The sequence below is a fragment of the Clostridia bacterium genome (genome assembly GCA_024653205.1).
Classification (GTDB): Bacteria; Bacillota; DSM-521; order Neomoorellales; family SLTJ01; genus JANLFO01.
In genome coordinates, this window is record JANLFO010000051.1 from 1 (window position 1) to 551 (window position 551).

A 551-nucleotide genomic window follows, 5' to 3' on the forward strand; every position below is an offset into this window, starting at 1 on the left:
CTCCGGTAACGTAGTTCCCCGCCACCACCGGGAGGCAAATAGCTTGGAGCCCCCCTCCAGAATGCGCGCCACTACCATGGCCAGCACCAGCGCCCGCCACGGCGTGTTCCGGGAGTAGATGAGCTGGTCAAGACCTAGCTTGCGGATCATACCCAGCACGGCATAAACCGCCCCGTGGGAGCGGGAGACGGTGATCTTCAGGTCCTCGCCCGCCGACAGGAATACCTCTCCCTTCAGTGACCGCCTGATAAGCTCAATGGTGGGTAAAGGAAGAGAGGAGAGATTCGCTAGGGTCCTATGCTTGACCTTGCCCCCCTCCCGGTAGGTCTGACGAAGGAGATAGGTCACGTAGGTTTTGCCTTTGTAGGTGCGCTTGGTGGTCGCGACGTGCATCGCCGTGGCTACCTTTCTCATGGCTTCATTATATCATCTTCACCCCATTTGTCAACTACTATCTCCTATTTCCGTGGCTACATATTGAACCAAAAATGTCGCGAAAACCAGTGCCACACCTAGATCTAAGCCTCCCTCAGGCCGGGAACTTGCGCTTA

1 protein-coding gene is annotated in these 551 nt (G+C 56.6%); it reads right to left on the reverse strand.

What is annotated here, in order from left to right:
• Nucleotides 1-414 (reverse strand): transposase (locus NUV99_12140; GenBank protein ID MCR4420838.1); only part of this gene is annotated, 414 nt, incomplete at its 3' end.
• Between the last annotated feature and the right edge of the window lie 137 nt (nucleotides 415-551).